Origin of the sequence: Vulgatibacter incomptus (assembly GCF_001263175.1) — a bacterium.
GTDB lineage: Bacteria > Myxococcota > Myxococcia > Myxococcales > Vulgatibacteraceae > Vulgatibacter > Vulgatibacter incomptus.
Genome location: NZ_CP012332.1, coordinates 3,752,070 through 3,775,175, shown reverse-complemented (window position 1 = coordinate 3,775,175; position 23,106 = coordinate 3,752,070). Strand labels below are relative to the sequence as shown.

Sequence of the window (23,106 nt, the reverse complement as noted above, 5' to 3'; positions counted from 1 at the left end):
AGGTACGGCTACTTCTTGGGCGCAGAGGTGGTGAGCCGCTTGCGGCCCTTCGCGCGGCGGCGCTTGAGCACGTCGCGACCCGCCTTGGTGGCGTTGCGCTTGCGGAAGCCGTGGGTACGGTTGCGGCGGATCTTCTTCGGCTGGTAGGTACGCTTCACGGCGTGTTCCCTCTGTCGCCCCGGGTTCGCGCGCCGATGCGAAGCGCGGGTGGGCGTAAGAAAGCGGGGATCAAGCTCATGGGGCGGCCTGCTGTCAAGACCAAAACGCCCCGGCCGTCCACACGAGCGATCACCATAGCGCGATCGGATCGTCCGAGATCGTGATCCGATCGGAGGATTCGTGATCGCACGGATCGCGGAACCCTCGATCTTTCAGCAGGTTCCAGCGAACCCGTTGACGCCTGCGATCCGTTTTCGCTATGCAAGCCACGCAACGTTACGACCGGGCGATCATCTGCCCGTCTCCCCGCCCGCCAGACGACCGCCAATCGATCTCCCGCCGCCTCAGCGGTAGGGCGAACCGATGGTGGTCCCGTGCGGATCCTTCGGGACGGGGTGGCGGCGGATCGAAGCTCCGCGTCCCAGGGGGAGGGAAGCGGCACATGGATCGAATCGAGAGCCCGGACGACGGAACTCTGCCAGGCGTGGCCGCATACGCGAGGAGCGAGACGCTGGAACCCAAGGGAACATCGGTGTGGGAGAGAGCGCTCGAGAAGCTGCGGCACTCGACGACCGACTACCTCTACGAGAACTGGATCTCGCAGATCACCGAGGTCTCGAGGGACGAGAGGACCCTCACGCTCGGCGTGCCCAGCCTCTTCGTTCGCGACTGGATCGTGACCCACTACGTCGACCTGGTCCGCAAGGCGGTCCACTCCGCGGCGGGTGAGCCGCTCGAGATCGAGTTCGTGATCGACGAGGCGCGGAAGGCCGGCGCCCAGCCCGTCGCGAGAGAACCCGTCCGGCAGAGCGACGAGGTGGTGATCGGCGAGATCGAGGTCGCCCGCCCGCGGCCCAAGCTCTCCGAGCGCTTCACCTTCGAGAACTTCGTCGTCGGGCCGTCGAACCAGCTCGCGGCTGCTGCTGCGGCGGCGGTCGCCGAGAACCCGGGCAAGCAGTACAACCCGCTCTTCATCTACGGCGGCACCGGCCTCGGCAAGACCCACCTGCTCCACGCGATCGGCAACCGGATCCTCGAGCGCGATCCGAAGATGCGCGTGGTCTACATCTCGGCCGAGCACTTCTTGAACGAGTTCGTCACCCTCGTGAAGAAGGGCCAGATGGAGGAGTTCCGCCGCCGGTTCCGGCAGGGCGTGGACGTCCTGATGATGGACGACATCCAGGTCCTCAAGAAGGCGCAGGAGACGCAGAACGAGTTCTTCCATACGTTCAACGACCTGCACGACGCCGGCAAGGCGATCATCCTCACGTCGGACATCAACCCGAACGAGCTGCCGAACATCGAGTCCCGGCTGCGCACCCGCTTCACGTCGGGCCTGACCGCCGACGTCTACGAGCCTCCCTTCGAGGTCCGGATCGCGATCATCAAGCGGAAGGCGGAGTTCGAGAGGGTCAACCTCCCGGACGACGTGGCGCAGTTCGTCGCCTCGAAGATCTCGCGGAGCGTCCGCGACCTCGAGGGCGCGCTGACCCGCCTCGCGGCCCACGCAAACCTCACGGGGCGGCCGCTCTCGCCCGCCTACGCCCAGGAGATCCTCCGCGACCTCCTGCCGCAGCGGCAGGCCCTCTCCAGCGATCACGTGCAGAAGGTGGTCGCCCGCTACTACGGCCTGACCACCGACGACCTGCGGGGCGAGAAGAGGCTCCGGCCCATCGCCAACGCGCGTTCGGTCGCCATGTACTTCTGCCGCAAGCTGATCGGCGACTCGTTCCCGACCATCGGCGGCGCCTTCGGCAACAAGCACCACACGACGGTCATGGCCGCGGTGGAGCGGGTCGCCGAGAAGCGGGTGGAGGGCTCGCCCTTCGCCCGGGAGTTGGAGGAGCTCGAGCGCCAGATCACCGGTGCCTAGCCTGCCCGCGGCAGCGCCTCCTGCCGCGCAAGCCCAAAATCTCCACACGATTTCCACAGCCTGTCGATAACTCTGTCGACGGGCCGGGCTGCGCCTGGGCGCAGCTGCCCGGCTCTGTCCAGCAAGCTATCGAAATCACTGAAATTTCTGATGAGGAGCGCACGAGCTCCCCTCGCGCCGGCGTCCGATCCGCGCTGCGAAAGGCCTGTGGATATCTCAGGGCCGGGGCCTTCGTTTGCCTATTACCCGAAGATCAATCCACAGCTACCTTTCGTGAACGGATCCCCCTCTACCGATGCCTGGACCGATCTCTGGAAAACTTGTGGATCTTCGCTCGGATCAGCCTGTGGATCGCAGAGGATCCATTGCGGGATCCCCGCGTTGACAGTCCTCGAAGCCCGATGCTACACAGGCCGCGCCGTGGAGATCCGCAGGCGCTCCCAAGGGGACGTGGGAAAAACTCGAAGCGATTCCGCTGGAGTCGCGGATTGTTCACAAGTTCACAACCCCTACGATCTGCTACGATCTTGATCCCTTTCTGATCTCTATTGAGCCTTATTCGGGCGTTGACGGAGGAGGAGAACCGATGGAGCTGCAGATCGCGGTTGAGGAGCTGACGAAGGCGCTCTACCGGGCCCAGGGAATCGTCGAGAAGAAGGCGGCGATGCCGATCCTCTCGAACGTGCTCCTCGAGGCGGCCTCCGGCTCGCTCAAGGTCACGGCCTTCGACATGGAGGTCGGCGTGGTCAGCGAGCACCGCGCCGAGGTGCTCAAGGAGGGACGGACCACCGTCTCGGCCCGCCACCTCTATGACATCGCGAAGATGCTCCCGGAGCCGATGGTGGTCCTCAAGCAGGGCCAGAACCACTATCTGGAGATTCGCTGCGGCGCCTCGCACTTCCGGATCGTGGGGAGCCCGGCCGACGACTTCCCCGACCTCCCGCTCCAGACCAAGGTGCCCTTCGTCACCGTGCGGGCCCGCCAGCTCCTGGAGATGATCGAGCGGACCTCCTTCGCGATCTCCACCGACGACACCCGTTTCAACCTGAACGGCGTCTTCTTCGAGCCGGTGGCCAACGGCGGCGGCGCCCGCATGGTCGCCACGGACGGCCACCGCCTCTCCCTGGTCGAGAGGCCGGTCGAGGGCGACTTCGGGTTGGCCCGCGGCGTGATCGTGCCTCGCAAGGGCATGCACGAGCTCAAGAGGCTGCTCGCGGAGGCCGGCACCGAAGAGGTGGAGCTCGGCTTCGCCGGCAACGCCGCGATGCTCCGTCGCCCCGGTCTCTCGATGATCATGCAGCTCGTGAACGGCCAGTTCCCCGAGTACGCCCAGGTGATCCCGAAGGAGAGCGCCCGGACGGTCCAGGTGAACCGGGTGCGCTTCCTCGAGACGCTGAAGCGGGTCTCGCTCCTCTCGCAGGATCAGGTCCGCACCGTGAAGCTCGAGGTGGGCGAAGCGGTGCTGCGCGTGTCGAGCCAGAACCCGGACCTCGGCGAGGCCCACGAGGAGCTCGCGATCGACGGCACCGGCGCGAACCTCCAGATCGGCTTCAACGCCCGCTACCTGATCGACGTCCTCACGGCGCTGCCCGACGAGGATGTGGCCCTCGAGCTCACCGACGATCTCTCGCCCGGCGTGATCCATCCGGCAGGCGACAAGACGTACACCGCGGTGGTGATGCCGGTCCGGATCTGACGCGGGGTCCGGACCGTTGCGCCTCCTCGATCTCCGTCTGCGGGACTTCCGCAACATCGAGGCGGCGCGGGTCGACCTCGGGCCCCGGGCCACGGTAGTCGTCGGCCCCAACGGCCAGGGAAAGACCAACCTCCTCGAGGCGGTCTACTTCCTCGCCACCCTGAAGCCCCTGCGGACGAGCCGGCTCTCGGAGCTCCCGCGCTTCGGCGCGAAGGGCTGCAAGGTGGAGGGCAGCTTCGAGCTCGGCGCGACGACTCGCGTCTTCGGGGTCGAGGTCGCAGACGGCAGCCGCCAGGCCTTCGTCGACGGCAAGAAGGTCCGGGAGCTCGAGGACTACTTCGGCGGCGTCTCGGTGGTGGCCTTCACGCCGGACGACCTCGCCCTGGTGAAAGGCGGGCCGGAGCTGCGCCGACGCTTCCTCGATCGCGCGGTCTTCAACCGCTTCCCCGGCTACCTCGGCGAGAGCCGCGACTACGCCCGCGCCCTGAAGTCCCGAAATCGTCTCCTGCGCGAAGGCGCGAGGCTCGAGCTGGTGGAGGCCTTCGACGCCCCCCTCGCGCGCCAGGGCGCCCGCCTGGTGGCCCGCAGGCTCCGCCTCGTCGACGAGCTCGCGCCGCGTTTCGAGACGGTGCTCGCGGGCCTGAGCCGTGGCCAGCTCGAGGGGGCCCTGCGCTACGCGCCGAAGGTCGCCGAGGGCGGGGTGGGGGAGGAGGAGATCGCGGCCCGGCTCCTGGAGGAGCTCTCGACCCGCCTCCCCCGCGATCGGGAGCGGGGCTACACCAGCGTCGGCCCCCACGCCGACACCCTGGGGATCAAGCTGGCCGGCCGTCCGGCGAGGGCCTATGCCTCCCAGGGCCAGCAGCGCGCCCTCGTCCTCGCCCTGAAGATCGGCGAGATCGAGAACCTGCGCGAGAGCCTGGGCTATCAGCCCCTGCTACTTCTCGACGACGTCTCCTCCGAGCTCGATCGGGAGCGCAACGAGCAGCTCTGCTCCTACCTCGCCTCCCTCGACGGACAGGTGCTTTTGACCACCACCGATCCGGAGCTCCTGGGCGGTGCGGCGGGCCCCGACGCGCGTTTCTACGCCGTTCGCGAAGGCACCTTCGCGCCCCTCGACCGAGCGAGCTGAAAACGGAAGAAAATCGGGATCTTCGGGGTTGAATCGAAGCTTGTGGAGCCCGCTTTTCGCATGGTATGAAAGCGGGTCGCCCTCCGAGGCGATCCTTTTTGCGGGAATCCACGCAAAATCCTAGAGATCGAGGGCTCGATTGGCCGACGGAACCAAGGAAATCGCTGTGGCTGCGCTTGAAGGAGCCGCGCCCGCGGCTGCACCCAGTCCGGACGAATACTCCGCAGCATCCATCACCGTGCTCGAGGGGCTCGAGGCGGTGCGCAAGCGGCCCGGCATGTACATCGGTCCCCCCGACGAAACCGGCATGCACCACCTCGTGTGGGAGGTGGTCGACAACTCGGTCGACGAGGCCCTCGCCGGGCACTGCAACCGGATCGAGGTCACGGTCCACGTCGACAACTCGATCAGCGTCTCGGACAACGGCCGCGGCATCCCCACCGACATCCATCCCACCGAGGGGCGCCCGACGCCCGAGGTGGTGCTCACGGTGCTCCACGCCGGCGGCAAGTTCGACAACCAGTCGTACAAGATGTCCGGCGGCCTCCACGGCGTGGGCGTCTCCTGCGTGAACGCGCTCGCCGAGTACCTGGACCTCGAGATCGCCCGGGGCGGCAAGGTCCATCACCAGACCTACGCCCGAGGTGTGCCCACCTCCGGCCTGGATGTGATCGGCGAGGCGAAGCGGACCGGGACCAAGATCCGCTTCAAGCCGGATCAGGAGATCTTCGGAAACCGGGAGTACAACTTCGACACCCTGACCCAGCGCCTCCGGGAGCTCGCCTTCCTGAACGCGGGCCTGCAGATCCTCCTCACGGACGAGCGCAGCGGCAAGAGCCACGACTTCCACTACGAGGGCGGGATCTCGTCGTTCGTGGAGCACCTGAACCGCAACAAGAGCGTGCTCTTCGACAAGCCGGTCCGCATCATCAGCGAGGTCGAGAACGACGGCCGCCGCGCCATCGTCGAGATCGCGCTCCAGTACAACGACACCTACGACGATCTGATCTTCTGCTTCGCGAACAACATCAACAACCGCGACGGTGGATCGCACCTGGTCGGGCTGCGCGCCGCGCTCACCCGGACGATCAACTCCTACGCCCAGAAGAACAACCTCTGGAAGGATCTGAAGGAGAGCCCGAGCGGCGAGGACGCCCGTGAGGGCCTCACCGCGGTGATCAGCGTCAAGCTGCCCAACCCGCAGTTCGACTCGCAGACCAAGGGCAAGCTGATCAACCCGGAGATCAAGGGCGTCGTCGAGGGCGTGGTCAACGACAAGCTCGGCCAGTTCCTCGAGGAGAACCCCAACGTCGCCAAGCGCATCGCCGCCAAGGTGGGCGACGCCGCGCGCGCCCGGCTCGCAGCCCGCAAGGCCCGCGAGACCGTGCGCCGCAAGGGCGCCCTCGACTCGGCGGCGCTGCCCGGAAAGCTCGCCGACTGCCAGGAGCGCGATCCCGCCAAGAGCGAGGTCTACATCGTCGAGGGTGACTCGGCAGGTGGCTCCGCCAAGCAGGGCCGCGATCGTCGCACCCAGGCGATCCTCCCCTTGCGCGGCAAGATCCTGAACGTCGAAAAGGCGCGCTTCGACAAGATGCTCTCCTCTGCCGAGATCGGCGTGATCATCACGGCCCTCGGCACGGGCATCGGCCGGGAGGAGTACAACCCCGACAAGGCGCGCTACCACAGCATCATCCTGATGACGGACGCCGACGTCGACGGCTCCCACATCCGGACGCTGCTCCTGACCTTCTTCTATCGGCAGATGCCGGAGCTGATCGAGCGCGGGTACCTCTACATCGCGCAGCCGCCGCTCTTCCGCATCGCCAAGGGCAAGAAGGAGACGTACCTCAAGGACCAGCGAGCCCTCGACGAGTACCTGCTCAACATCGGCGTGGCCTATACGCGGATCCACACGCCCACCGGTGAGCTCACCGGGACGGCGCTCAAGGATCTGGCCCGGGCCGTCTACGAGTACGAGTCGCTCCTCTCCAAGATCGATCGGCGCCGCGACGGCCGGATCGTCGACGCGCTCGTGCAGGCTTCGAATTTCGAGCTCTCGACCCTGACCAGCCGGGAGCAGATCGAGGAGGAGCTCGCCAAGGTGCAGACCTGGCTCGAGAACTGCCACCCCGACGCGCTGCCGCTCAAGGTGCTCGTCTCGGAAGACGAGGAGCACGGCTGCAAGCGGATCTCGATCCGAAGCCACTCCCTCGGCACCTACCGTGAGACGATCCTCGACTACAACTTCCTCGCCGCCGCCGAGTTCACCGAGCTGCGGCGCAGGGCAGGGGCGTTCGCGGCGCTGGGCCCGGCGCCCTACCGGATGAGCCTGGACGGGATCGAGACCGAGGTCGACACCGTGCAGCAGCTCGTGGCGCGGATCAGCAAGGAGGCCTCGAAGGGCCAGACGATCCAGCGCTACAAGGGTCTGGGCGAGATGAACCCCGAGCAGCTCTGGGAGACCACGATGAACCCCGCCACCCGCACGCTGCTCCAGGTGCGCGTGGAGGACGCCGTCGAGGCCGATCAGATCTTCACCGTGCTCATGGGCGACGCCGTGGAGCCCCGGCGCGAGTTCATCGAGCGCAACGCCCTCGAGGTCCAGAACCTGGACGTCTGACGGCTCTGGGGCGCGCACCATCCGGGGGCCGCGAATGTGCGGCCTCCGGCGCCTCCTCCTCCGCGATCGATCGTTCGAAAGACCGGGGAAGGGAGCGGTTGGGGGTTGCGCCGAGGACCGCCCTCAGGTCAAGCTACCCGCCTCTTTCGGCCACCGTCGTCGTTCGGAGGGAGCGGCTCGTGGCCGAGATCGCGAGGCTTGTTGCGGTGTCGTCCAAGGGTAGGACAAGAGACTTTGAATCTCTTAATGATGGTTCGAATCCATCCACCGCAGTCAATTTGGGCGGGGCGGCGGAGCTGATCGGCTCCGCCCGCCCTGCTCCCGAGCCCACCGTCTCCACCCGGGTCGGGATCGTCGCCCTGGGCGACGTCCACCGGAAGATCCTAGACGCCGCGGCGTCGGGGGTCCGCGCGACCTTCGGCTTCTCGACCGCGATCGCCCCGGCGCTGGCGAGCCCGAAGTACGCCCTCAACCCCTCCCGAAACCAGCACCACGCCGCCTCGATCCTCCGCAAGCTCTGGCAGGGGCAGACGGTTCGCGGCCGAGACCTGCTCCTCGCCATCGGCAACCAGGATCTCTTCGAGCCGGAAGCGGACTTCATCTTCGGCGACGGCGATCGGGACTTCCGCTCCGCCGTGATCAGCCTCGTCCGCCTGCGGGTAGCCGACGAGGGACGCCTGCTACGCCGGGTGTCCGCCCTCTCCGCCTGGGCGGTCGGCCTCTCCCTTGGCCTCCGGAGCTGCGACGACACCCGGTGCGCGATGGCCGGGATCCGCTCCGCGGACGAGCTCGAGCATCGGCATCCGGCGCTCTGCAGCCCGTGCCAGCTCCTCCAGGCGGCGGGCGGCAAGATCTAGTGGCGCTCCCGTTCCACCTCTGCCAGCCCGGGGGCGGCGCGTCCTGTGGCGCCTGTTGCGGCCTCTACAACTTTCGCGATCACTCCCGTGGCGCCCTGACCCGGGCGCTCCGGCGTCGCACCGAGACCATCCGCGCGCTGCCGAAGGAGGCGGAGGCCTACCGGAACGCCGCCCGATCCCTGCGGCGGTGGGACAAGGATCCCTTCTTCGATCCGGTTCGGCTCTGTCCCCTCCTCGGCTTCCTCGACGACGAGGAGAAGAGGGTCGGCTGCATGGCCCATCCGCTCGTCACCGGCGGCGTCGACTTGCGCGACTGCGGCGCCTACGACTCGAAGACCTGCTCGAGCTTCGAGTGCCCGTCGTTCCTCTGGCTGAACGCGCCGCAGGCACGCCTGGTGCGCGCGGCCTGCCCCGATTGGTACCTCTACGGCCTCGTGATCACGGACGTGGAGCTGGTGCGCGGCAGTGTGAAGCTCCTGGAGGCCGAGCTCGGCGGCCCCGCCGACCTCGACGCGATCGTGGCGAGCCCGTCCGCCCTGGAAGCGGCGCGCGAGCTCCTGCGCCTCAAGGAGACCGCGCTCGGCCGTCCCGCCGACGCACCGGTCTTCGGCCGCTTCGCCCGCGACGACATGGGCGAGCCCATCCCCCGCGCCATCGAATATGAGGCCCTGGGCGCGTCCGCCGCGCCAGAGGACGACGTCGTCCTCTGCCTCGGGTACGCGCCGCCGACCCACCGGGAGCTCGAGAGCGCCCGCGCCCTCGTGCGCGAGAAGATCCTCGCCCTCGCCGGCGCCGTTCGATTGGCCTGACTCTATCCGCGCGGAGAACGGGGCACTGGTTGGCTGTCGGACGGCGCGCCAGCATGGGTGATCACCTAGGTGCAGACCTCGTCGAAAACGAAGAGCCACTCGAGCTGCTCGTTGCTGCCGTCCGCATCGGCGACGAAGCGGGGCGCGAAGCAGATTCTAGGGATGACGGCATCAGGTCCGCACGGGCAATCGTGTGGCTGCTGCGCGCACCACATTTTCGCTCGATCCTCGATCTCGGCGTGTCCGCGACCCGAGAAGTCGGTCGTGCAGAAGTACCCAGCGCTGGGATTCACTCCAGCCTCCGGGATCGAATCGGGCCGCGGCAAGCAGATCGTCTTCCCGTGCTCGTCGCGCGCGGTAATGCGCTTGAAAAGCCGATCGGGCGGCTGCCAACACTTCCCGTCCCAAAACCCCCGCTCGTAGCGGTCGATGTAGCACTGCGGCTTGTCGCCGAAGCCGTACCACTCCGGGCAGTCGGGCCACTCGAAATCGCCGTCCGCTAGCTCGCTCCCGCCTTCGCCGCACGCGACGGCAGCAAGCAATGCCAGCATCAGCATCGCGCTCTTAGTCGTCATAGCGGGCCTTCATTGAAAAGGTTCTCGTTACACACGACGTACCCAACGGATTCGCCCTGCCCGATGAATTTCAGCTTGGAAGTACGAAACCCGCTGGGGCAGATCCGCTTTGCCTCCTTGTAGAACGCCTTGATCTGCGCGTCTTCGCTCCCCGTCGGCCCTTTGGTGATGACCCGGTAGCGGGACGTCGTTGGGTTCACGAGATCGGATCTGGCCGAAACACAACCAGACGCTGCGAGTAACAACAACCCGTACAGGATCTTGCGCATGACCGCCCACCTCCTTTGGCCGGCCTATCTTGCTCGGGCCTGAGGGTCAACTTCATGCGGATCTCGTTCCGCGATCTAGGGCTCGGACTCTTTCGTCGTTTTCGCTCGATCACGAGTCTGACCTTGCCGGGCTTACGCTCGAATGCGTCGTGGAGGGAACTGGTTCCGGGCGCGATGCCGCGGACAAGCGCGCGCGTTCGCTGGGCAAATCCGCGGGGAGGCTAGAGCACGCCGCCGAAGGAATAGGAGATTCCGACGAGCAAGCCGTTCTCGTGGTTTCGAAGCGAGATCGTTCCCTGGCTGGCTTCGAAGTTGATGCCGAAGCAGAAGCCGCCCTCCGAGATCCACTGGTAGCCGGCGCTCACTCCTGCGGACCAGGTTGACCCGGAGCCGTCCTCCTCGGTGGTGGGGCCGAAGAACAGGAGCCTTTCTTCGTAGAAAAGGACCCGCGGCCTGCCGATCCATGGAGCCCGACATTGTATCCGTTGGAGGCCGTTCCACTCAGAAACCAACGGGCGCCGACCCCGATCTCTGGCGTGATGACGTCCTCGGATTCGAGAAATCCGGAGAAGATCAGTCGAAGCTGCGGTCCGGCCCAGATCATGAGGGTAGGGGTGATGGCCGCTTCGAGGCGGAAACGGCCGTAACCCGCGACGGCCGCGTCTATGGAGCCGGATCCGTCCAACGCGAGGATTAGACGCCCGGGTGCGGAGGCTCGGAGGGCGCCTCTTCCGCAGCTGCAGGAAGCGAGATGGCGGCGGAGAGGTCCGCGAGCAGGGGTCCAACGCCCGAGGGCTTTCGTCCCTTCGTCCGGCCAGGCGAAGAGCTCGGGCGCCCGAGCCGTCGCCACGCGAAGTAGGGGAGCAAGGGCGCCTTTCACGGAACCGCGATCTGGTCGAGCGCACGTTCGTTCGAGACGCTCTCGGTTCCTTGAACCCAAGACGCTCGATCGGCTCGGAATCGGCCACACCCCGGGCGGCCGGCCCATGGAAGGGCTGCTTACGCGGTCTTGTCGCCGGCGGCAACGGGCGCCGCTCCAAGTCGACCGCTACAGGTCGATCACGAGCTTGATCTCGCCGGGCTTGCGGTCGTCGTACGCGTCCTGGAAGTGGTCGAGCGGGACGTGGCGGCTGATCATGCCCTCGAGCCACCCCGGCCATCTCTTGTTGGCTTCGCTCAGGCTGCGGACGCCGTCCTCGAAGTCGACGCGGTTGGCGTTGACGGTGCCGAAGACCGTTCGGTTGCCGAGGACGAGCTCGAGGTTGAGGCAGGAGGGGCAGATCTCCATCTCCGACTCGCCGCCGGTGACGGACGAGAGGCAGACGACGCCGTTGGTGCCGATGATCCGCATGGCGCCCATTGCGACGGAGGCGGCGCCCGTGGCTTCGAAGACGAAGTCGAAGGGGCCGCGCATCTTCGGGAGGTCTTTGAGGTGGACGCTCTGCTCGCCGCTCTTCTCGAGCTCGGCGATGAACTCGGCGCCGATCGCCTCCATGCGGGAGGCGGTGTCCTCGCTGGGATGGCGCGCGACGACGGTGGTCTCGAGGCCGCGCTGGCGCAGGAGGAGGGTCGCGAGCTGGCCCACGGGGCCGGCGCCGAGGACCAGCGCCTTCCTCGGCTCCCAGACCTTCATCCGCTTCTGGATCGACCAGGCGTGGCGGATCCCCTTGGCCACGACCGTTAGCGGCTCGAGGAGGACGCCGGCCTCGCGCAAGGCGGGCGGGAGCTTCACCAGGTATTCGGGCGCCTCCACGTAGTGCTCGCAGAGGTAGCCGTGGAGGCCCTTGATCCCGCGCTCCTTGTAATCGCCCTTGATACACATATCGGGCTCGCCGGCCCGGCAGTTGGGGCAGTCGTCCGGACGGCGGACCATTGCGACCACGAGATCCCCGACGGAGAAGCCCGACACCCCGGTGCCGACGGTCTCCACTTCGCCGATGCTCTCGTGCCCGAGGACGAGAAAGCTCGAGCCCTTGGGGGATTCGCCGTACTTGCCCGAGAGGATGTCCTGGTCGGTGCCGCAGACGCCCACCCGGATCGGCGCGACCCCGACCATGCCGGCGGAAGCCTTGGGAGCGTCCATCTCGACGATGCGGAGGCTTCCCTTCTCGCGCGGCGTGAACGCCACGGCCTTCATCGGCTCCTCCTCCAGCCGCTCGCCGCCCACGCGACTGCCGGGTCCGGCGCTCGGCACGGAAAAACGACCCTCCAATCGGGAAGCTGGTTCGGGGCGAGGCCGCAGACAAGCGCGCGCGTCCGCTGGGCACCTCGGCGAGGAGGCTAGAGGACGCCGCCGATCGAATAGCCGAGCCCGACGAGGACGTCGTTCTCGTGGTCTCGGAGCGAAATCGTGCCGTGGGTGACCTCGAGACGGAGACCGAAGCAGAACCCGCCCTTCGAGATCCACTCGTAGCCCGCGCTCGCTCCGGCGGACCACGTGAACCCGGAGCCATCTTCCTGGGTGGTCTCGCCGAAGAACAGGGGCTTGTTTTCGTAGTGATAGGACCCCTGGCCCGCCGATCCGTGGAGCCCGACGTTGAAGCCCTCGGGGGCGCTCCCGTCCGGGAACCAACGGGCACCGATCGCGATCTCCGGCGTGATCACGCTCTCGGAGTGGAGGAATCCGGACGCGATCAGTCGAAGCTGTGGTCCGGCCCATACCGAGAGGGAGCGGGCGACGGCGGCTTCGAGACGGAGACGGCTGCCGGCTCCGACGGCGAACAGGGTCCCTGCGCCGGAGCCGTCTAGGGTGAGGGTGAGACGCCCGGGCGGGGGAGGCTCGGAGGGCGCCTCGTCGGCTGCGGCGGGAAGCGAGATGGCGGCCGATAGGACCGCGAGCAGGCGCCCAAGAGCCGAGGCCATTCGTCCCTTCGTCCGGTTGGACGTGGGGCGCGACGCACCTGAGCCCGGACGCGCGCGCCCGAGCTGACGCAAGGCCGAGAAGGGAAGCACGGGGACCTTCCTCGGAACCGCGACCTGGCAGAGCGCTCGTTCGTTCGAGACGCTCCCGGTTCCTCGAGCCCAGGACGCTGGGCGGGCTCGGAACCGGCCACCGCCCGGGCGGCCGGCTCGTGAAGGAAGGGCTGACCTTGCCGGGGCGCTACGCGGTCTCGTCGCGGGCGGCGAGGGGTGCGCCGGTGACCACGGGCAGCTTGAGCGAGGAGGCGACGATCTCGGCGATGTCCTTCACCTCGACGCCCTCGACGCCGAGCTCGTTCACGCCGTCCTTGAGCATGGTGATGCAGAAGGGGCAGTTGGCGGCGATGACCTTGGCGCCGGTTCCGATCGCCTCCTGGGCGCGGTTCTGGTTGATGCGGGTGCCGAGGTGCTCCTCCATCCACATCCGCCCGCCGCCGGCGCCGCAGCAGAAGCTCTGCCGCTCGCTGCGCGCCATCTCCACGACCTTGAGGCCGGGCACGCTCTTCAGCGCCTTGCGCGGGGCCTTGTACTCCTGGTTGTGGCGGCCGAGGTAGCAGGCGTCGTGGTAGGTGACGAGCTGGTCGAAGCTCTCGGTGGGCTGGATCCGCTTGTCCTCGAGGAGCTGCTCGATGAGCTGGCTGTGATGGAGGACCTGGTACTCGCCGCCGAGCTGCGGGTACTCGTTCTTGATCACGTTGAAGCAGTGAGCACACTGTGAAAACACCTTCTTCACGTTGTGCGCCTTGAACGTCTCGATGTTCTGCTCGGCGAGCATCTGGAAGAGATACTCGTTGCCCATGCGCCGGGCGCTGTCGCCGTTGCAGGTCTCGGCGTTTCCGAGGATGGCGTAGTTCACGCCGGCGGCGTTCAGCACCTTGGCGAGGGCCTGGGAGACCTTCTTCTGCCGCTCGTCGAAGGAGCCGGCGCAGCCCACGAACCAGAGGTACTCGAACTCGGGGTTCTCCTCGACGGTGGGGACGTTGTGGCCCTCGGCCCAGTCCGCGCGGGAGGTCGCGCCGAGGCCCCAGGGGTTGCCTTGGTTCTCCATCCCCTTGAAGACGCGGGTCGCCTCGGGCGGGAACTCGCTCTTCACCAGCACCTCGTGGCGCCGCATCTCCACGATCCGGGGGATGTTCTCGATGAAGACGGGGCAGGCGGTCTCGCACCAGCCGCAGGTGGTGCAGGCCCAGACGGTCTCCGGGTTCACCACCATCCCCACCAGATCCGGGAGCTGCTCGCGCATCGCCGGGCCGGCGGAGAGGGTCTCCGCCTCGTCCATGAGGTGGTGGCGGATGGTGGTGTTCAGCGCCTTCACCGAGAGCGGCTTGTTGGTGACGTACGTAGGGCAGTGGGTCTGGCAGCGGCCGCACTCGGTGCAGGAGTAGACGTCGAGGGCCATCTTCCAGGAGAGCTCGTCGGCCTTCTGGATGCCGAAGGTCTCGGAGTTCTCGAGGTCCATCTTCGCCGGGCGGTACTGGGGCTCCAGCCGCTGGAAGAAGACGTCGGGGAGCCCCGTGATCACGTGGAAGTGCTTCCCGAGCGGCAGGAAGTTCAGGAAGACGAGCACCTGGGTGATGTGGGCCCACCAGGCGACCTGGCCGACGCTCCAGGCGCTCTCGGGGGAGGCGCCCACGGCCTTGTAGAGGGCCAGGCCGAGGAAGCCCGCCGGGTTGTACCAGTGGCTCTCACCCTTCTCGAAGGCGAGGAGGTGACCGGCGTCGAAGAGGATCTCCGTGATCATCAGGCCGGCGATCATCCCGAGGATGAACACGGCCTCGCCGGAGCGGGTCATGCGGTCCGGCTTCACCAGGAGCCGCAGGTAGAAGAAGTAGCCCACGCCGAGGAGGGCGAGGAGGGCCACCAGGTCCTTCACGAAGAGGTAGCCCTGGCCCGTGACGGTGTTCGCGCCGAGGAAGGGGAGGTGGAAGTCCCAGCCCGCGAAGGCCATGCCGAAGAGGGTGATCGTCCGCAGCGACAGCACCATGAAGGCGCCGAAGATCAGCACGTGGGCGAGGCCCGGCTTGAACTCCTCGGGGTTCACCATGCGCCGCTGGCCCAGGCCGAACCGGATCAGGCGCTTCATCCGCTCGCCCGGCTCGCGCATCCGGGACGGCTCGTGCTGCAGCTTCGTCAGGATCGCGAGGCGGGGGATCATCGTCGTCGCGAAGATCCCGAGGGCGGCGAGGATCATGCACAGCACGATGAGCGCGGTCAGATCGATCGGGGCATGCATGGGGGAAGCTCCTCGAAAAGCGGCCCGCTCGGATCCGAACTCTCCAGCGATCTCGGACACTTGGGCGCGTGGCGCAAACTATCGACCTCGGCCTCGCAGCGCAAGCCGCGAAGCGGGGGCGAGCAGGCGAGCGCCTACACGGAAAGGGAGCCCCAGGGCAAAAAGAAACGGGACCGGCCGTGCCGATCCCGTCTCTTCGGAGCGCGATGTCCCGTGAAACTGCTGATCAGTCCGCGGGGTTGATCTCCGCGCCCACGAAGAAGGCCTGGAAGACGACGTCGGCAGTCCGACCCACGCTCTGGTGCGGCGGGGTGAAGACGAAGTCGGCCTTCTCGGGCACGAGGGTGGCGAGGCCGTTGGGCTTCACCACGAAGGCGCCGACCTCGGTGGTCGACGTCTGGGACGACGCGGTCAGATCGGGCGCGAGGTAGATGACCGTGTTGCCGGGGGCGCGGATCACCGTCTCCGGGAGGGGCGAGAGGTTCGCACCGACCGTCTGGCCGAGGACGAAGCCGCCCGAGAGGAGCGAGTTGTCGCCCAGCCTGGCCTGGAGGATGTTGATGAACGACATCGGAACGGCGAAGGCCTTCACGTCGACCCGATCGCCACAGGCGAGCGAAGGATCCGTGGACGACGGATCGCAGAGGCCGAGGGTCGACATCGCGAAGTCATCGCCGAGCACCGTGATCACCACGCCGAGGGTCACCTCGGTGAAGTCGGCGTCCACGAAGGAGAACTTGCCCTCGCTGTCGGTGATCGTGCTCGCGATCAACGCGTCCGGGGCGCCTGCGAGCGCCTTGGCCGCGTCCGTCAAGCGGACCTCGAGACCCTCGAGCGAAGGGACGCCGGCGGGGCCGAGGACGGCGGCGGCGAGGGGATTCACCATCGCAGCGCCGCTGATGTCGACGAGCTTCTCCTCCTGGCCGCCCGTGCCACCGGTGCCCGCGGTTCCGCCGGTACCGCCGGTACCGCCGGAGCCCGCCGTACCTCCGGTGCCGCCGGAGCCCGCCGTGCCACCGGTGCCACCGGAGCCCGCCGTGCCTCCGCTGCCGCCGGTGCCCGCGTGGCCGGCGCTACCGCCCGTGCCACCCGTGCCGCCGGTCCCCGAAGGACCTTCCTCTTCCTTGCTGCAACCGATCGCGAATGCCGAGAGCGACAGGCATGCAATCGAGAGAACCCAGAGTTTCGTCATCTTCCTCATCGACTCGATCTCCTTCGGGCGTCGGGTGCTCGACGCCGACGGTATTTGCGCGAGGTACCCTGAGTACTTCGCAAGGCGATCTCCAGACATAGGACGATCGACGCCGGAGGGTCAAGGAAGCGGCCGCTCGGCTGGGAGCGCCACTCCCCGGTCGGGGGTACCTCCCCTCACGTTGTGCGAAATCGGGGCCTTTGGGCCCGTCCGCGCTCAGTGCACCATCCGCTCGGGAACGAAGAGGCCGTTCTGCTCGCCGAAGCGGCGGATCGTGTCGCGGTACTCGTCGACGGACCGTACCCCGGCGACCAGCCACTCGCCGCCGATCACCAGCGACGGTACCGAGTCGATCCCGTGGAAGAGCGCTTCGTCCTGTGCGTCGGTGACGAGGCGGCGGGTGCCTTGGGCGCGAAGCGCGGTGGCGAAGCGCGCGGTCTCGATCCCGCATCGCTCCGCGAGCTCGAGGAGCACGTCGTCCCGGGTGACGTTGACGCCGTGATGGAAGGCCGCCCGCCGAAGGGCGCGGAGCAACCTCTCCTGGGCAGCCTCGCCGCCGATGATCCTCGCGGCCTCCAGGGCGACGAGCGGGGGAAGAGACGAGCGGGGTGGATCGTTCGATCGCCAGAGGTCCGCGACGATGCCCTTGCCCTCCTTCTCCTTTGCGACCTTCCGCAGCGCGCTCGTCTCCGCCTGGATCTCCCGGCGCGAAGGGACGCGCTCGTCGAGGCGGATCGGGAAGGGACGGAGCTCGATCCGCAGCGCGTCGCCCATTTCCTCCTTCAGATGGCGCAGGCGGGCGTCGGCGATCAGGCTCCAGCCGCAGAGGACGTCGTGGTGGAGGACGAGCTCGATGGGTTCCAGCAGCTTGCTCATGACTCTCGGCCTTCTACCCGCTCGGCCCCTCGGGCGAGCGATACGGCGTGTGCGATGATCTCGGCGGCGATGTCCTTGCCGGTCGCGCGCTCGAGCCCCTCGATCCCGGGGCTGGAGTTGATCTCGGTGATCCGGGGGCCGGCGGAGGACTCGAGGAGATCGACCCCCGCCACGTCGAGGCCGCAGGCGCGGGCCGCGCGGATCGCCTCCTCGGCCCACGAGGCCGGGAGCTCGATCGGCTCGCCGCTGCCGCCCCGGTGGATGTTGGAGCGGAACTCCCCCTCGACCTTGGCCACGCGGCGCATGGCGCCCACGACGCGATCCCCGACGACCAGCGCGCGCACGTCCTTGCCGCGCGACTCCGCGACGAACTCCTGCAGGAGGATCTCCTGCTCGAGGTTCCACATGGTGTCGAGGGTCGACTCGAGCTCGTCGAGGGAGTGCGCGAGCATCACGCCGACGCCCTGCGTGCCCTGGAGGAGCTTCACGATCACGGGAAGGCCGCCGAGCTGCTCTACCGCCAGCTCCAGGTGTTCCCTCTCGCGCATCATCACCGTCCGGGGGACGTCGATCCGCGACGAGGCGAGGACCTGCAGGCAGCGGAGCTTGTCCCGCGAGCGCGCGATCGCGCCGGAGCTCGCGACCACGGGGATGCCCATGGCCTCGAGCTGGTTCACCACCGCGATCCCGTACCGGGTGATCGACGCGCCGATCCGCGGGATCGCCACGGAGATCCCCTCGAGCGCGCGGCCCTCGTAGAAGATGCTCGGCTTGCCCTGCTCCACGAGGAGGTCGCAGCGGAGGGTGTCGAGGACCACCGGCTCGTGGCCGAAGGCACGGGTGGCCTCCACCAGGCGCCGCGTGGAGTAGAGGCGCTCCTTGCGCGAGAGGATCGCGACGCGGAGGCGCTCGGCGGGCGGACGCCTCCGTCGGGTCTTCACCGGGCGCAGGGGCGGGTCTGTCGGTTCGGGCGCGCGGCGGCGCGAGGTCATGGCTTGCCGTGTAGGAAGAAGGCGGCGCGGACTCTACACGCGGGTCGCGCCGCGAGGCCAGCGGCACGGGCACGCCTGCTCGGCCATCCCTCGGGAGCGCCTTTCCGCGCTTCGCTCGAATGCCAGCAAAACCGCCCCGGTGCTCGCTTGACCCAGCGTGCTGGTGGCGGGTAACGAAGGTACTCTTTTCGCGCGTCGCAAGAGGCCGAAGGAACGCCATGGCGGATGCCCCCGACTACAAGCAGACCGTCAATCTCCCCGTCACCGACTTCCCCATGAAGGCGAACCTGCCGGTTCGCGAGCCCGCGATCCTGCAGCGCTGGACGGACGAGGCGATCTACGAGCGGCTGATCGAGGAGAACGCCGCCGCGGGCGGCGAGCCCTTCGTCTTCCACGACGGGCCGCCGTACGCGAACAACCACATCCACCAGGGTCACATGCTGAACAAGATCCTGAAGGACATGGTGGTGAAGTTCCGCTCCATGGAGGGGCGGGTCGTCCGCTTCGTGCCGGGCTGGGATTGCCACGGCCTCCCCATCGAGCTCCAGGTCGACAAGAAGCTCGGCGCCAAGAAGCGGGAGATGTCCAGGAGCCAGATCCGGGACGCCTGCCGCGCCTACGCCCAGGAGTGGATCGACGTCCAGCGCGAGGAGTTCAAGCGCCTCGGCGTCTTCGCCGATTGGGATCATCCCTATCTCTCGATGAGCTTCGACTTCGAGGCAGCGACGGTGCGGCAGCTCGCGCGCTTCGCCGAGAGGGGGAGCCTCTACCGGGGAAAGAAGCCCGTCTACTGGTGCATCAACGACCGCACCGCGCTGGCGGAGGCCGAGGTCGAGTACGCCGAGCACACCTCGCCCTCGATCTACGTGGCCTTCGACGTGGTGGCGGGGCTGGACGAGCGCTTCGCCGCAGCCGCGGGACGTCGGGGCCGGGTGGCGATCTGGACCACGACGCCCTGGACGCTGCCGGCCAACCTCGCGGTGGCGGTGCACCCCGACTTCACCTACGTCCTCTACCGCCTCGGTGACGAGCTCGTTCTCGTGGCGAAGGATCTCCTGGTCTCCTTCCTCGCGGCGGTCGCGCCGGGCGAGCTGAAGGACGGCGAGCTGGCGGATCCGACGCGCGTGGTTGGGAGCGCCGAGGGCAAGGATCTCGAGGGGATCCGCTACCGGCATCCCTTCCTCTCCAGGGAGTCGCCCGTGATCCTGGGCGAGCACGTCACCCTCGAGCAGGGCACGGGCCTCGTCCACACCGCTCCCGGCCACGGCCAGGAGGACTACCAGGTCGGCCTCCGCTACGGCCTGGAGGTGCTGAACCCCGTCGACGACGCGGGCTTCCTCACCGATGCGGCCGGCGCGGCCCTCGCGGGCCAGCGGATCTGGGACGCGAACCCGGCGATCGTCCAGATGCTCCGGGATTCCGGACACCTCCTCGCCGCCTCGAGCGTGCAGCACTCCTACCCGCACTGCTGGCGCTGCATGAATCCGGTGGTCTTCCGCGCCACCGACCAGTGGTTCATCTCGATGGAGACCAACCAGCTCCGCGCGAAGGCCCTCGCGGAGGTCGATCGGGTGCGGTGGATCCCCAAGTGGGGCCGTGAGCGGATCCACGGGATGCTCGAGAACCGGCCGGATTGGTGCGTCTCCCGGCAGCGCACGTGGGGCACGCCGATCCCGGTGCTCTACTGCGAGTCCTGCGACGCCGCGCTGGTCGAGCCGGCGGTGATGGAGCGGGCGGCGGCCTTCATCGAGGAGGAGGGCGGAAACGCCTGGTACGAGAGGCCCGCGTCCGACTTCGTCGCGCCGGGCCACACCTGCGGCTGCGGCAGCACGGTCTTCCGCAAGGAGACCGACATCCTCGACGTGTGGTTCGACTCCGGCACGTCGTGGGCGGCGGTCCTCGAGGGCAGGGAGCAGCTCGGCGTGCCGGCGGACCTCTACCTCGAGGGCTCCGATCAGCACCGCGGCTGGTTCCACTCTTCGCTGCTCTGCTCCGTGGGCGTCCGCGACGAGGCGCCCTACAAGGCCGTGCTCACCCACGGCTTCCTGGTCGACGCCCAGGGCCGGAAGATCAGCAAGAAGCTCGGCAACTACGTGGATCCCGCCAAGCTCATCGCGCGCTACGGCGCCGAGCTGATGCGGCTGTGGGTCGCGTCCGAGGACTACCGCGGCGACCTCCACACCTCGGAGGCCCTCTTCCAGCAGCTCGGCGACGGCTACTTCCGGATCCGCAACACCCTGCGTTACTGCCTCGGAAACATCGTGGACTTCGATCCCGCTGCGGACGCCGTGGCGCTCGCCGACCTCGAAGGCCTCGACGCCTGGGCGATGTCGCGGCTGTCGACCTTCACGGAGAAGGCGCGCAAGGCCTACGACGACTACGAGTTCCACCTGGTCTGCAAGGCGGCCCTCGACTTCTGCGCCGAGCTCTCCTCCCTCTACCTCGACGTCCGCAAGGACCTCCTCTACTGCAACGGCAAGGGCTCCCCCGAGCGGCGGGCCACCCAGACCCTGCTCCACGCCGTTGTGCGCGATCTCTGCAGGATCCTCGCGCCGGTGCTCTCCTTCACCGCAGAAGAGGCATGGGGCTTCCTGCCCGGCGATCGGGCGGACTCGGTCTTCCTGGCCGGGCTCCCGGAGGCGAAGGTCGCGCGGGATCCCGCCCTGGACCTGCGCTTCGAGAGGCTCCTGGCGATCCGCTCCGCCGCCTCGCGGCAGCTCGAGCTCGCCAGGCGCGACAAGAAGATCGGCAAGAGCCTCGACGCCCGCGTGGTGCTCGGCGCCAGCGGTGAGCTCCTCGACTTCCTCCGCCGGGAGAAGGACGAGCTCCTGGCCTTCCTGATCGTCTCCCAGCTCGAGGTGATCGAAGGCGGGGAAGGCGCGGCCGCCGAGGAGGTCCCGGGCCTCACGGTGGCGGTGGAGCCGGCCCGCGGCGAGAAGTGTGTGCGCTGCTGGACCTTCAGCGAGGACCTCGGAACGGATCCGCGGCATCCGCAGCTCTGCCCGCGCTGCACTGCGGCGGTAGGCGGTTAGAGTTGGCTCGCTGGTGGATCCTGCTCGCGCTCTCGTCTTCGCTGCTCCTCGCCGATCAGGCGAGCAAGCTGTGGGCGGCGCGTACGCTCACGCGCGCCTTCGAGCAAGAGCAGGCTGCGGCGCTCCCGGAGCAGGTCCGGCTCTTCTTCACCAAGACGAAGCTCGAGCGCCAGCGGACGCCCCCGGTCGTCGTCCATCCGGATTTCTTCAACTTCAAGTACCTGGAGAATCCCGGCGCCGCATGGGGCCTGTTCGGGAGCCTGCCGGAGCCCGTGCGGATCCCCTTCTTCCACGCCATCTCGGCGGTGTCGATCGGCCTGCTCGCCTGGTTCTACTCGCGGGTGCGCGAAGGGCGGCGTCTACTCCTCGCCGCTCTCGGGCTGATCGTGGGCGGGGCCCTCGGCAACTTCGCGTGCCGGCTCGCCAGGGGCTACGTCATCGACTTCATCGACTGGCATTGGAGGAATCGGTACCACTGGCCGACCTTCAACGTGGCCGACATCGCGATCAGCGTGGGCCTGGCGTGCCTGGTGCTCGACGTCCTCCTCGGCTTCAGGCGCTCGTCCGAGGCGACGGAGCCGATCTCGGGACTTTCGCTCGAGGCCCCGCCGCGCGAGGATGCGGCCACGCCGGCAGTCGAGGACCCGGTGCCCGGGGACTGCCCGGAACCTCTTTAGACGGTAGGGAGCAGCGCGCATGCACCCGTATCTCATTCCGTGGACGTTCTCGGGGCAGACCCTCCAGATCTTCGCCTACGTGGGCGTCGTCGCAGCAGCGGCGTTCCTCGCGTGGTTCATGGCCGTCCGAAACGGCGGCAAGCCGAACGTCGGCAAGGCCGTGGTCGTCTTCGCGGTGGCGACGGCGGTCGGCGCCTTCCTGGTGGCCACCAGGCTCCAGGGCGTCACCCCCCAGCCGCTCCCGCTCCACACCTACGGCCTGATGATCGCCCTGGGCTTCATCTCGGCGATCCACCTCTCCGCGCGGTCCGCAGAAGCGTACGCCTCGGTCGACGGGCGCGCGTTCTACCTCCCCGGCGCCCCGGCCCTCGCCGCGGCGCGGGAGGCGGCAGCGAAGGGCGGCGACGCCGGCGCCGTCTCCGGGCGTAGGGCGAAGGATAACGTCCTCGATCTCGCCTTCTGGGTCCTCGCGGGGGCCATGGCTGGCGCCCGCGCGCTCTTCATCGTCGTCAACTGGAGCGGGCCCGATGGCTACGGCGCCCACCCGGGTCGCATCTTCGAGATCTGGACAGGCGGGCTCGTCTTCTACGGCGGCTTCATCGGCGCCGCCCTCGCCTCGGTGGTCTACGCACGGAAGCATCGGATCGACTTCCGCGGCCTCGCCGACATCGCGGCGCCCACGGTGGCGCTCGGTCACTTCTTCGGGCGCATGGGCTGCATGGCGGCGGGCTGCTGCTGGGGAAAGGTCTGCGACGATCCGTCTTTCCTCTTCGGTGCGCACTTCCCCGAAGGCTCCCTCGTGTATGACGAGATGATCGGCGCGCCGGAGTTCCGCAGCTACGTCGTCGAGCACGGCCACACGCCGGCGCTCCATCCCACCCAGCTCTACGAGGGACTGGGCGAGCTCGGGCTCTTCCTCCTCCTGATCCATCTGCGCCGCGGCAAGCGCTTCCAGGGCCAGATCCTCTCGCTCTGGCTCATGCTCTACGCGCTGCTGCGCCTGTCGATCGAGACCTTCCGCGGCGACTTCGGCCGCGGGATGCTCCTCCGCTGGCCGGAGACCGATCCGCTCCTCCTCTCCACTTCGCAGGTGGTCGGCGTCGGGATGTTCGCCCTCGGAGCGATCCTTTATTTCACCTGGAGGCCGAAGGTCGCCGCGCCCGCGGGGGCGGGCGAGCCGACGGCTGCCGCCGCATGA

General features: G+C 68.1%; 19 protein-coding genes and 1 tRNA gene. 10 read left to right on the top strand and 10 right to left on the bottom strand.

Annotated elements, in window-relative coordinates; translation table 11 throughout:
* Nucleotides 1-8: 8 nt before the first annotated feature.
* On the bottom strand, nucleotides 9-158 hold the full coding sequence (gene rpmH / locus AKJ08_RS15855) for a 50S ribosomal protein L34 (protein ID WP_050726957.1): 150 nt from the start codon (nucleotides 156-158) through the stop codon (nucleotides 9-11).
* 443 nt (nucleotides 159-601) lie between these two features.
* Between rpmH and dnaA the strand changes: the two genes are divergently transcribed.
* The 7 genes from dnaA to AKJ08_RS15820 all read left to right on the top strand — a co-directional run bounded on the left by dnaA (nucleotide 602) and on the right by AKJ08_RS15820 (nucleotide 9,143).
* Nucleotides 602-2,032 (top strand): chromosomal replication initiator protein DnaA, encoded by a 1,431-nt coding sequence (gene dnaA / locus AKJ08_RS15850; RefSeq protein ID WP_050726956.1) that lies wholly within the window; start codon nucleotides 602-604, stop codon nucleotides 2,030-2,032.
* A gap of 586 nt (nucleotides 2,033-2,618) precedes the next feature.
* A complete protein-coding gene (gene dnaN / locus AKJ08_RS15845) occupies nucleotides 2,619-3,728 on the top strand; it encodes a DNA polymerase III subunit beta (RefSeq protein ID WP_050726955.1) in 1,110 nt (369 codons plus the stop codon).
* 16 nt (nucleotides 3,729-3,744) lie between these two features.
* The gene (recF, locus tag AKJ08_RS15840) at nucleotides 3,745-4,857 is read left to right on the top strand and encodes a DNA replication/repair protein RecF (RefSeq protein ID WP_050726954.1); all 1,113 of its coding nucleotides are present in this window, start codon (nucleotides 3,745-3,747) and stop codon (nucleotides 4,855-4,857) included.
* A gap of 166 nt (nucleotides 4,858-5,023) precedes the next feature.
* On the top strand, nucleotides 5,024-7,477 hold the full coding sequence (gyrB, locus tag AKJ08_RS15835; protein WP_082343442.1) for a DNA topoisomerase (ATP-hydrolyzing) subunit B: 2,454 nt from the start codon (nucleotides 5,024-5,026) through the stop codon (nucleotides 7,475-7,477).
* A gap of 202 nt (nucleotides 7,478-7,679) precedes the next feature.
* A tRNA-Gln gene (locus AKJ08_RS15830) sits at nucleotides 7,680-7,750 on the top strand.
* Nucleotides 7,751-7,755: 5 nt separating this feature from the next.
* Nucleotides 7,756-8,334, top strand: a complete 579-nt coding sequence (locus AKJ08_RS15825) for an archaemetzincin (RefSeq protein WP_050726952.1) — start codon at nucleotides 7,756-7,758, stop codon at nucleotides 8,332-8,334.
* On the top strand, nucleotides 8,334-9,143 hold the full coding sequence (locus AKJ08_RS15820) for a hypothetical protein (RefSeq protein ID WP_050726951.1): 810 nt from the start codon (nucleotides 8,334-8,336) through the stop codon (nucleotides 9,141-9,143). Before AKJ08_RS15825 ends, AKJ08_RS15820 begins: the two co-directional genes overlap by 1 nt.
* Before the next feature lie 65 nt (nucleotides 9,144-9,208).
* Here the strand turns inward: AKJ08_RS15820 and AKJ08_RS15815 are convergent, their stop codons facing one another.
* The 9 genes from AKJ08_RS15815 to AKJ08_RS15780 all read right to left on the bottom strand — a co-directional run bounded on the left by AKJ08_RS15815 (nucleotide 9,209) and on the right by AKJ08_RS15780 (nucleotide 18,199).
* A complete protein-coding gene (locus AKJ08_RS15815; RefSeq protein WP_050726950.1) occupies nucleotides 9,209-9,718 on the bottom strand; it encodes a hypothetical protein in 510 nt (169 codons plus the stop codon).
* The gene (locus tag AKJ08_RS15810; protein ID WP_050726949.1) at nucleotides 9,715-9,987 is read right to left on the bottom strand and encodes a hypothetical protein; all 273 of its coding nucleotides are present in this window, start codon (nucleotides 9,985-9,987) and stop codon (nucleotides 9,715-9,717) included. The genes AKJ08_RS15815 and AKJ08_RS15810 overlap by 4 nt, the downstream gene beginning before the upstream one ends.
* Nucleotides 9,988-10,208: 221 nt before the next feature.
* On the bottom strand, nucleotides 10,209-10,352 hold the full coding sequence (locus AKJ08_RS19495) for a hypothetical protein (RefSeq protein WP_157370752.1): 144 nt from the start codon (nucleotides 10,350-10,352) through the stop codon (nucleotides 10,209-10,211).
* Between the two features lie 683 nt (nucleotides 10,353-11,035).
* Nucleotides 11,036-12,181 carry a glucose 1-dehydrogenase gene (locus AKJ08_RS15805; protein WP_169788856.1) on the bottom strand — a complete coding sequence of 382 codons (1,146 nt, stop codon included), beginning with the start codon at nucleotides 12,179-12,181 and terminating at the stop codon, nucleotides 11,036-11,038.
* An 86-nt stretch (nucleotides 12,182-12,267) separates the two neighbouring features.
* A complete protein-coding gene (locus tag AKJ08_RS19965; RefSeq protein WP_050726947.1) occupies nucleotides 12,268-12,849 on the bottom strand; it encodes a hypothetical protein in 582 nt (193 codons plus the stop codon).
* A gap of 238 nt (nucleotides 12,850-13,087) precedes the next feature.
* Nucleotides 13,088-15,139 carry a (Fe-S)-binding protein gene (locus AKJ08_RS15795; RefSeq protein WP_082343258.1) on the bottom strand — a complete coding sequence of 684 codons (2,052 nt, stop codon included), beginning with the start codon at nucleotides 15,137-15,139 and terminating at the stop codon, nucleotides 13,088-13,090.
* 226 nt (nucleotides 15,140-15,365) lie between these two features.
* Nucleotides 15,366-16,340: a hypothetical protein gene (locus AKJ08_RS20235; RefSeq protein WP_050726946.1), complete on the bottom strand. Its 975-nt coding sequence runs from the start codon at nucleotides 16,338-16,340 to the stop codon at nucleotides 15,366-15,368.
* A gap of 207 nt (nucleotides 16,341-16,547) precedes the next feature.
* Nucleotides 16,548-17,207 (bottom strand): DsbA family oxidoreductase, encoded by a 660-nt coding sequence (locus tag AKJ08_RS15785; protein WP_050726945.1) that lies wholly within the window; start codon nucleotides 17,205-17,207, stop codon nucleotides 16,548-16,550.
* Nucleotides 17,204-18,199, bottom strand: a complete 996-nt coding sequence (locus AKJ08_RS15780; protein WP_050726944.1) for an ATP-grasp domain-containing protein — start codon at nucleotides 18,197-18,199, stop codon at nucleotides 17,204-17,206. Before AKJ08_RS15780 ends, AKJ08_RS15785 begins: the two co-directional genes overlap by 4 nt.
* Before the next feature lie 218 nt (nucleotides 18,200-18,417).
* Between AKJ08_RS15780 and ileS the strand changes: the two genes are divergently transcribed.
* From ileS to lgt, 3 genes are read left to right on the top strand one after another with little or no spacing between them, the layout of a single operon-like run.
* A complete protein-coding gene (gene ileS, locus AKJ08_RS15775; RefSeq protein WP_050726943.1) occupies nucleotides 18,418-21,231 on the top strand; it encodes an isoleucine--tRNA ligase in 2,814 nt (937 codons plus the stop codon).
* Between the two features lie 2 nt (nucleotides 21,232-21,233).
* Complete coding sequence (gene lspA, locus AKJ08_RS15770) at nucleotides 21,234-21,908, top strand: signal peptidase II (protein ID WP_050726942.1); 675 nt, start codon at nucleotides 21,234-21,236, stop codon at nucleotides 21,906-21,908.
* A gap of 19 nt (nucleotides 21,909-21,927) precedes the next feature.
* Nucleotides 21,928-23,106, top strand: a complete 1,179-nt coding sequence (lgt, locus tag AKJ08_RS15765) for a prolipoprotein diacylglyceryl transferase (protein ID WP_050726941.1) — start codon at nucleotides 21,928-21,930, stop codon at nucleotides 23,104-23,106.